Below are 8,443 nucleotides of genomic sequence, written 5' to 3'. Positions count from 1 at the left end.
GTCCTCGCCGCCACCCTCTCCCCCTCCTGGGGCATCTACAGCGGCTACGAACTGTGCGAGAACACCCCTCTCAAGCAGGGCGGCGAGGAGTACCTCGACTCGGAGAAGTACCAGCTCAAACCCCGCGACTGGGAAGCCGCCGCCCGCGAAGGGCGGACCATCGCCCCGCTCATCACCCGGCTCAACGACGTCCGGCGCCGCAGTCCGGCCCTGCGACAGCTGCGCGACCTGCACTTCCACCACGCCGACAAGGACGAGGTGATCGTCTACTCGAAGCGGAGCGGATCGAACACGGTTCTGGTGGTCGCCAACCTCGACCCCCACCACACCCAGGAAGCCACGGTCTCGTTGGACATGCCACAACTCGGCCTGGATTGGCACGAGTCGGTGCCGGTGCGCGATGAGCTCACCGGCGAGACCTATCACTGGGGCAGGGCCAACTATGTGCGACTCGAACCGGGCCATAGGCCCGCGCATGTCCTCTCGGTTCTGCGACCGTCCACCCCGCAGATCGGAGGGTCACCCACAATATGATCGTCAACGAGCCCGTCCCGGACACCTTCGAGGACACTCCCGCCAAGGACCGGGACCCGGAGTGGTTCAAACGCGCCGTCTTCTACGAGGTCCTGGTCCGCTCCTTCCAGGACAGCAACGGCGACGGCATCGGCGACCTGAAGGGTCTGACCGCCAAGCTCGACTATCTGCAGTGGCTCGGCGTGGACTGCCTGTGGCTGCCGCCGTTCTTCAAGTCGCCCCTGCGGGACGGCGGTTACGACGTGTCCGACTACACCGCGGTGCTGCCGGAGTTCGGTGACCTCGCCGACTTCGTGGAGTTCGTGGACGCCGCCCACCAGCGCGGCATGCGCGTGATCATCGACTTCGTCATGAACCACACCAGCGACCAGCACCCGTGGTTCCAGGAGTCGAGGCGGGATCCGGACGGTCCGTACGGCGACTACTACGTCTGGGCCGACGACGACAAGCAGTTCCAGGACGCCCGCATCATCTTCGTCGACACCGAGGTCTCCAACTGGACGTACGACCCGGTACGCAAGCAGTACTACTGGCATCGCTTCTTCTCGCACCAGCCGGATCTGAACTACGAGAACCCGGCCGTGCAGGAGGAGATGATCTCCGCGCTGAAGTTCTGGCTGGATCTCGGCATCGACGGGTTCCGGCTGGACGCGGTGCCGTACCTGTACCAGCGGGAGGGCACCAACTGCGAGAACCTGCCGGCGACCCACGAGTTCCTGCGGCGGGTGCGCAAGGAGATCGACGCCCAGTACCCCGACAAGGTGCTCCTCGCCGAGGCGAACCAGTGGCCGGAGGACGTCGTCGACTACTTCGGCGACTACAGCACCGGCGGCGACGAGTGCCACATGGCGTTCCACTTCCCCGTCATGCCGCGCATCTTCATGGCCGTACGCCGGGAGTCCCGCTACCCCGTCTCGGAGATCCTCGCCAAGACCCCCGCCATCCCCTCCGGCTGCCAGTGGGGCATCTTCCTGCGCAACCACGACGAGCTGACCCTCGAAATGGTCACTGACGAGGAACGCGACTACATGTGGGCCGAGTACGCGAAGGACCCGCGGATGCGCGCCAACATCGGCATCCGCCGCCGCCTCGCCCCCCTGCTCGACAACGACCGCAACCAGATCGAGCTGTTCACCGCCCTGCTGCTGTCCCTGCCCGGATCCCCGATCCTCTACTACGGCGACGAGATCGGCATGGGCGACAACATCTGGCTCGGCGACCGCGACGCCGTCCGCACCCCCATGCAGTGGACCCCCGACCGCAACGCCGGCTTCTCGTCCTGCGACCCGGGACGCCTCTTCCTGCCGACGATCATGGACCCGGTCTACGGCTACCAGGTCACCAACGTCGAGGCGTCGATGTCCTCGCCCTCGTCGCTGCTGCACTGGACCCGCCGCATGATCGAGATCCGTAAGCAGAATCCTGCCTTCGGACTGGGGTCCTACACCGAGCTGCCGTCGTCGAACCCGGCGGTGATCGCCTTTCTACGCGAGTACGAGGACGACCTGGTGCTGTGCGTGCACAACTTCTCCCGGTTCGCGCAGCCCACGGAGCTGGACCTGAGGCGGTTCACCGGCCGGCATCCGGTCGAGCTGTTCGGCGGGGTGCGGTTCCCGGCGATCGGCGAGCTGCCGTACCTGCTGACCCTCGCGGGTCACGGCTTCTACTGGTTCCGGCTGCGGCGGGAAGCCGCGTAGAGACCCCGTGGGGCGGTTTCCACCGCCCCACCCGGGGCACGCATCACTAACACCCCGAAGACACCCGGGGAAAGGACGTGACGCCATGGCGGAAACGGTCACCCCCTACGGCACCTCCGGTTCCCTCCTCGCCTCGCTCGATCCCCTGTTGCGCGCCTGGCTGCCCCGGCAGCGCTGGTTCGCGGGCAAGGGCCGCCCGGTCACCGGGTTCACCCCGGTGACCGTCACGGAACTGCTCCCGTCCGGCGGCCGGCTGGGTCTGTACCACCTGCTCGTGCGCGTGCACCAGCCGTCCGTGCCCGGCGCCCCGCCGCACCCCGGCGACTGCTACCAGCTCCTCATAGGCGTGCGCGAGGCGCTGCCACCCCGGCTGGCGCCCGCGCTGATCGGCCATGTGACCGAGGGCCCGCTCGCCGGACGCACGGTGTACGACGCCCTCTACGACCCCCGGCCCGCCGAGGTGCTCCTGGAGGCGCTGCGCACCCGGGCGCGCGTCGGCGGGCTGCGTTTCGAGCGGGACGCGCGGCAGGAGATCCGGGCGGGCCTCGTGGCCCGGCTGCTGACCGCCGAGCAGTCCAACTCGTCGGTGGTCTACGGCGATACGTTCATCCTGAAGCTGTTGCGCCGGGTGGTGCCCGGCGTCAACCCGGACCTGGAGATCCCCCTCGCCCTGGCCCGCGCGGGCTGCCCCCGGGTGCCCGCGCCGACGGGCTGGCTGCTCGCCGAGCCGGACGGGGAGCCGTATGTGCTGGCCGTGCTCCAGCCCTTCGTCAGCGGGGCGAGCGACGGCTGGGAGCTGGCGCTGCGCGAGCTGGCCAAGGGCGAGGACTTCGCCGCCGAGGCCCGCGCCCTTGGCCGGGCCACCGCCGAGGTGCACACCGCCCTCGCCCGCGCCCTCCCGACGGTCACACTCGGCCACGCCCAGCTGGAGCTGCTGGTGGACGGCATGACCGAGCGGCTGGCGGCGGCCGTGCAGGCGGTGCCGGTGCTGCGGCCGTACGAGCGCGGGCTGCGCACGGCCTACGCGGCGCTGGCCTCGCTCGCCGCCGAGGGCCGTACCTGGACCGCCCAGCGCGGCCACGGCGATCTGCACCTGGGGCAGTGCCTGCGCTCGCCGTCCGGGGACTGGTCGCTGATCGACTTCGAGGGCGAGCCGGCCCGGCCGCTGGCCGAGCGGCGGATGCCGCAGCCGCCGGTGCGGGACGTCGCGGGGATGCTCCGCTCCTTCGACTACGCCGCCCACTCGGCGACCCCGCCGGCCCCGGACTGGGCGCACGTCTGCCGGGCCGCCTACTGCGCCGGGTACGCGGAGGCGTCCGGCGTCGACCCGCGCACCGACCCGGTGCTGCTGCGGGCCTACGAGACCGACAAGGCGGTCTACGAGGTCGTCTACGAGGCCCGGCACCGCCCCGACTGGCTCCCCGTACCGCTCTCGGCGATCCGTCGCCTCGCCGCGTCCGACCCGACCTGACCCGATCCTCGCCCGGGAGACTCGCTCGTGACGTCCAAGAAGTCAGCAGCCCAGAACAAGACCGGCAAGCCCAAGGCCCCGCGGAAGGCCAGGGAGCCACAGGCGACCCAGGTGCCGGCACAGTCGGCGCCCCCCGCGCCGGAGACCGTCGTCTCCCCCGCCGTCGACGCCGGCGACCGCGCGCGGCTGCTCGACGGCACGCACCACGATCCGCACGCGGTGCTGGGCGCGCACCCGGTCCGGGGCGGGGTCGCCTTCCGCGCGTTCCGCCCGTACGCCCAGGCGGTCACCGTGGTCTCCGGCGAGCTGCGCGCGGAGCTGCACGACGACGGTGACGGCTTCTTCTCCGGCCTGCTCCCGCTCACCGGGGTCCCCGCGTACCGGCTGCTCGTGACGTACGACGGCACGGTCCGCGAGACGGAGGACGCCTACCGCTTCCTGCCCACGCTGGGCGAGCTGGATCTGCATCTGATCGGCGAGGGCCGGCACGAGCAGCTGTGGCAGGCGCTCGGCGCGCATGTCACGACGCACCAGGGCGTCACCGGCACCCGGTTCGCGGTGTGGGCGCCGAACGCGCGGGGTGTCCGGGTCACGGGCGGTTTCACCTTCTGGGACGGCTCGGGTCTCCCGATGCGCTCGCTCGGTTCCACCGGGGTCTGGGAGCTGTTCGTGCCGGGGATCGGCGAGGGCGAGCTGTACAAGTTCGAGATCACCCGCCCGGACGGCTCGCGCACCCTGCGCGCCGACCCGCTGGCCCGCCGTACCGAGGTTCCGCCCGCCACCTCCTCGATCGTGCACGCCTCGCACCACGAGTGGGGCGACGGGGAGTGGCTGGCGCACCGCGCCGACACCCCGGTGCACGAGGCCCCCTTCTCGGTCTACGAGGTCCACCTGCCCTCCTGGCGTCCGGGCCTGACGTATCGCGGACTGGCCGAGCAACTGCCCGCGTATGTCAGCGAGATGGGCTTCACGCACGTCGAGCTGATGCCGGTCGCCGAGCACCCCTTCGGGGGCTCCTGGGGCTACCAGGTCACCGGGTTCTACGCGCCGACGGCCCGCCTCGGCACGCCCGACGACTTCAAGTACCTGGTGGACCGGCTGCACCAGGCCGGCATCGGGGTGCTGATGGACTGGGTGCCGGCGCACTTCCCGCGGGACGAGTGGGCGCTGGCCGAGTTCGACGGGCGCCCGGTCTACGAGCACCACGACCCGCTGCGGGCCGCCCACCCGGACTGGGGCACGCTGGAGTTCGACTTCGGGCGCCGCGAGGTGCGCAACTTCCTGGTGGCGAACGCCGTGTACTGGTGCGAGGAGTTCCACATCGACGGGCTGCGGGTGGACGCGGTCGCCTCGATGCTCTACCTGGACTACTCGCGCGAGCCGGGCCGGTGGACGCCGAACGAGCACGGCGGCCGGGAGAACCTGGACGCGGTGGCCTTCCTGCAGGAGATGAACGCCACCGTGTACCGGCGCTGCCCGGGCGTGGTGACCATCGCCGAGGAGTCGACGGCCTGGGACGGCGTCACCCGCCCCACCCACCACAAGGGCCCGAGCGGCTTCGGCGGGCTCGGCTTCGGGCTGAAGTGGAACATGGGCTGGATGCACGACTCGCTGGAGTACGTCCAGCACGAGCCGGTGCACCGCAAGTACCACCACCACGAGATGACGTTCTCGATGGTGTACGCGTACAGCGAGAACTACGTCCTGCCGATCTCCCACGACGAGGTCGTGCACGGCAAGCGGTCCCTGGTGTCGAAGATGCCGGGCGACTGGTGGCAGCAGCGGGCGAACCACCGCGCCTACCTGGGCTTCATGTGGTCCCACCCGGGCAAGCAACTGCTGTTCATGGGGCAGGAGTTCGCGCAGGGCGCCGAGTGGTCCGAGGCACACGGCCCCGACTGGTGGCTGCTCGACCCGTCGTACGGCGCCGAGGCGGACCACCGGGGCGTACGGGACCTCGTACGGGACCTGAACGCGGTGTACCGGTCGACCCCGGCGCTGTGGCAGCGGGACACCGACCCGGCGGGGTTCCAGTGGATCGTCGGGGACGCGGCGGACGACAACGTCTTCGCGTTCCTCCGCCATGACGCCGACGGCACCCCGCTGCTGGCCGTCTCGCACTTCGCCCCGGTGGTCCGCCACGACTACCGGATCGGGGTGCCGGAGGAGGTCCCGGCGTGGGCGGAGGTGCTGAACACCGACGCGGCCCGCTACGGCGGCGGCGACGTGGTCCACCCCGAGCCGGTCAAGCCGGAGCCGCAGGGGGCGCACGGCCGCCCGGCGAGCATCCGGCTGACCCTCCCACCGCTGGCTACGGTGTGGCTGCGCCCGGCCTAGGCAGGTGCCGGTGGGCCTCCGGGAAGCGGCGCGGGGAGGCGAGCCGGGGACCGTCGCACTCGGGTGCGGAGGTGGCCGGGGCCGGTCCCGTACGGCACGGGAGCGGGCCGCAGACCCGCCCGCCACCGGGGCCACCTGGCCGGTGACGGGCGGGACGCCGGCTACGCGGCGGCCTCGGCGAGCCCCTTCGGCAGCTCCCCGGAGTGCAGCACCGCGAGTCGCTGCGTCGCCCGGGTGAGGGCCACGTACAGGTCGCTCGTGCCGTAGGCGCCCGGTTCCACCACCAGGACCGAGTCGAACTCCAGCCCCTTGGCCTGGCGCGGGTCGAGCAGGACGACCGTCCGCGTCAGGTCGGGCTCGGCGCCGGCCGTCACGCCGTCGAGCCGGGCCGCCAGGCGGCGGTGCAGCTCGCGCGGGGCGATCACCGCCAGCCGGCCCTCCTCCGGGGTGAGTTCGGCGACCGCCTCGGCGACAGCGCCGGGCAGGTCGTCGGCGGCCCGGCGCACCCAGGGCCGTACCCCCGTCGAGCGGACGGAGCTGGGCGGCTCGAAGTCCGGGTGCTCGGCGCGGACCACGGCTGCCGCCAGCTCCATGATCTCCGCCGGGGTGCGGTAGTTGACGCCGAGGCGGGTGTGCTGCCAGCGGTCCTCGACATAGGGGGCGAGGATGTCCGACCAGGAGCCGACGCCGGCCGCCTCCGCCGTCTGGGCGGGGTCGCCGACCAGGGTCATCGAGCGGGTCGGGCTGCGCCGCATCAGCAGCCGCCAGGCCATCGGCGACAGCTCCTGCGCCTCGTCCACGATGATGTGCCCGAACGCCCAGGTGCGGTCGGCGGCGGCCCGTTCGGCGGCGCTGCGGTGGTCGGCCTCCTCCTGCCGCTCGGCGAACCGCTCGGCGTCGATGATGTCGTGGGCGGACAGCACCTCGCTGGCGTCCGGGTCGCTTTCCTGCTTGTCCTCGAACTCGTACGTACGGGAGGCGTAGGAGACGTCGAGCACGCCCTGCGCGTAGGCCACCTGGGTCTCGCGTTCCCGTTCGGCTCGGGCCCTGACCACCCGGTCGTCCTCGCCGAGGATTTCGGCCGCCTCGTCCAGCAGCGGGACGTCGGCGACGGTCCAGGCGCGGGTCACCGGGCGGCGGATCGCGTCGGCGTCCTCCTCGGGGAGGTAGCCGTCCGGCTCGGCGAGGAAGTCGGCGACCAGCCGCCGCGGGGCGATCCGGGGCCACAGCTGGTCGATGGCGTCCCAGACCTCGGGGTTCTCGGCGAGCTCGTCGCGGATCTGGGTGACATCGGAGGCGTCGAGCAGGCTGCTGCCGTCGTAGGGGTCGGTGCCCACGCGTTCGGCGTACAGCTCGGTGAGCGTGTTGAGGATGTGCCCCTCGAAGTGCTCGCGGGCCACGTTGTGGGGCAGCTTGGCGGCGCGGGTGCGCTCGCGGGCGACGCTCACCAGGCCGTCGTCCAGCATGAGCACCTCGCGGTCGTGCTCGATCGCGATGACCGGGTCGGGCAGGGCCTGCCGGTCGCGTACGACGGCGGCGAGCACGTCGGCCATGGCCGCGCGGCCCTTCACGGCGGCGGCCTCGGGGGTGTCCGTCGCCGTCGCCTTCACGCCGGGGAACAGCTCGCCGACCGTGGCCAGCAGCACCCCGGTCTCGCCGAGGGAGGGCAGCACCTCGCCGATGTAGCCGAGGAAGGCCGGGTTCGGGCCGACGATGAGGACCGCCCGGCGGGCCAGCAGCTCGCGGTGTTCGTAGAGCAGGTAGGCCGCGCGGTGCAGGGCGACCGCCGTCTTGCCGGTGCCGGGGCCGCCCTCCACCACCAGCACGCCGCGGTGGGGCGCGCGGATGATCTCGTCCTGCTCGGCCTGGATGGTCTGCACGATGTCGCTCATCCGGCCGGTGCGCGCCGAGTTCAGCGCGGCCAGCAGGACGGCGTCACCGTTGTGGTCCTCGTGCCCGGTGCGGGTGGCGTCGCCGAGGTCCAGGATCTCGTCGTGCAGGGAGGTGACGGTCCGGCCGTCGGTGGCGATGTGCCGGCGGCGGCGCAGGCCCATCGGGGTGTGGCCGGTGGCGAGGTAGAAGGGGCGGGCGACGTCGGCCCGCCAGTCGATGAGGACCGGGGTGCGCTCGGTGTCGTCCTCGCGCAGCCCGATCCGGCCGATGTGGTGCTTGTGGCCGTCGGCGAGGTCGATCCGGCCGAAGCAGAGCGAGCCGTCGACGGCGTTCAGCGCGGCGAGCAGTCCCGAGCGCTCGGCGACCAGGATGTCCCGCTCCAGCCGGGCCTGCATGGGCTTGTCGCCCTGGGCGAGCGCGTCCGCGACGGAGGTCTCGGCCTCGCCGCGCAGCACGTCCGCACGCGCGTACAGTCCCTCGATGAATTCCTGCTCGTGCCGGATTTCATCGT

The 8,443-nt window shown here is 71.9% G+C and carries 4 protein-coding genes and 1 pseudogene; 4 read left to right on the top strand and 1 reads right to left on the bottom strand.

Translation table 11 applies throughout. The annotated features are described in order from the left end of the window. The 4 genes and pseudogenes from ABZ937_RS28930 to glgB all read left to right on the top strand — a co-directional run. Positions 1–534 (top strand): annotated as a pseudogene (locus ABZ937_RS28930) (alpha-1,4-glucan--maltose-1-phosphate maltosyltransferase); the annotation flags it as partial. After that, positions 531–2,231 carry a maltose alpha-D-glucosyltransferase gene (gene treS, locus ABZ937_RS28925; RefSeq protein ID WP_361696267.1) on the top strand — a complete coding sequence of 567 codons (1,701 nt, stop codon included), beginning with the start codon at positions 531–533 and terminating at the stop codon, positions 2,229–2,231. The pseudogene ABZ937_RS28930 and the gene treS, both read left to right, overlap by 4 nt. An 85-nt stretch (positions 2,232–2,316) precedes the next feature. Next, positions 2,317–3,702: a maltokinase gene (locus ABZ937_RS28920; RefSeq protein ID WP_361696266.1), complete on the top strand. Its 1,386-nt coding sequence runs from the start codon at positions 2,317–2,319 to the stop codon at positions 3,700–3,702. Between the two features lie 111 nt (positions 3,703–3,813). After that, complete coding sequence (gene glgB / locus ABZ937_RS28915; protein ID WP_361696270.1) at positions 3,814–6,039, top strand: 1,4-alpha-glucan branching enzyme; 2,226 nt, start codon at positions 3,814–3,816, stop codon at positions 6,037–6,039. A gap of 161 nt (positions 6,040–6,200) precedes the next feature. Here glgB and ABZ937_RS28910 read toward each other — a convergent pair whose 3' ends face one another. Beyond that, positions 6,201–8,435, bottom strand: coding sequence for a UvrD-helicase domain-containing protein (locus ABZ937_RS28910; protein WP_361696269.1), 2,235 nt, complete (start codon positions 8,433–8,435; stop codon positions 6,201–6,203). Positions 8,436–8,443: the final 8 nt, after the last annotated feature.

It is taken from the genome of Streptomyces sp. NPDC046727 (assembly GCF_040645635.1).
In the GTDB taxonomy this organism is placed as follows: Bacteria; Actinomycetota; Actinomycetes; order Streptomycetales; family Streptomycetaceae; genus Streptomyces.
The sequence above is the reverse complement of the archived record's forward strand: the minus strand, read 5'-3'. Positions and strand labels throughout refer to the sequence as shown.

Bases quoted from the DNA above. Each gene is read 5' to 3' on its own strand.
- ABZ937_RS28920 (WP_361696266.1), top strand. From the start codon at position 2,317: ATGGCGGAAACGGTCACCCCCTACGGCACCTCCGGTTCCCTCCTCGCC.
- treS (WP_361696267.1), top strand. From the start codon at position 531: ATGATCGTCAACGAGCCCGTCCCGGACACCTTCGAGGACACTCCCGCC.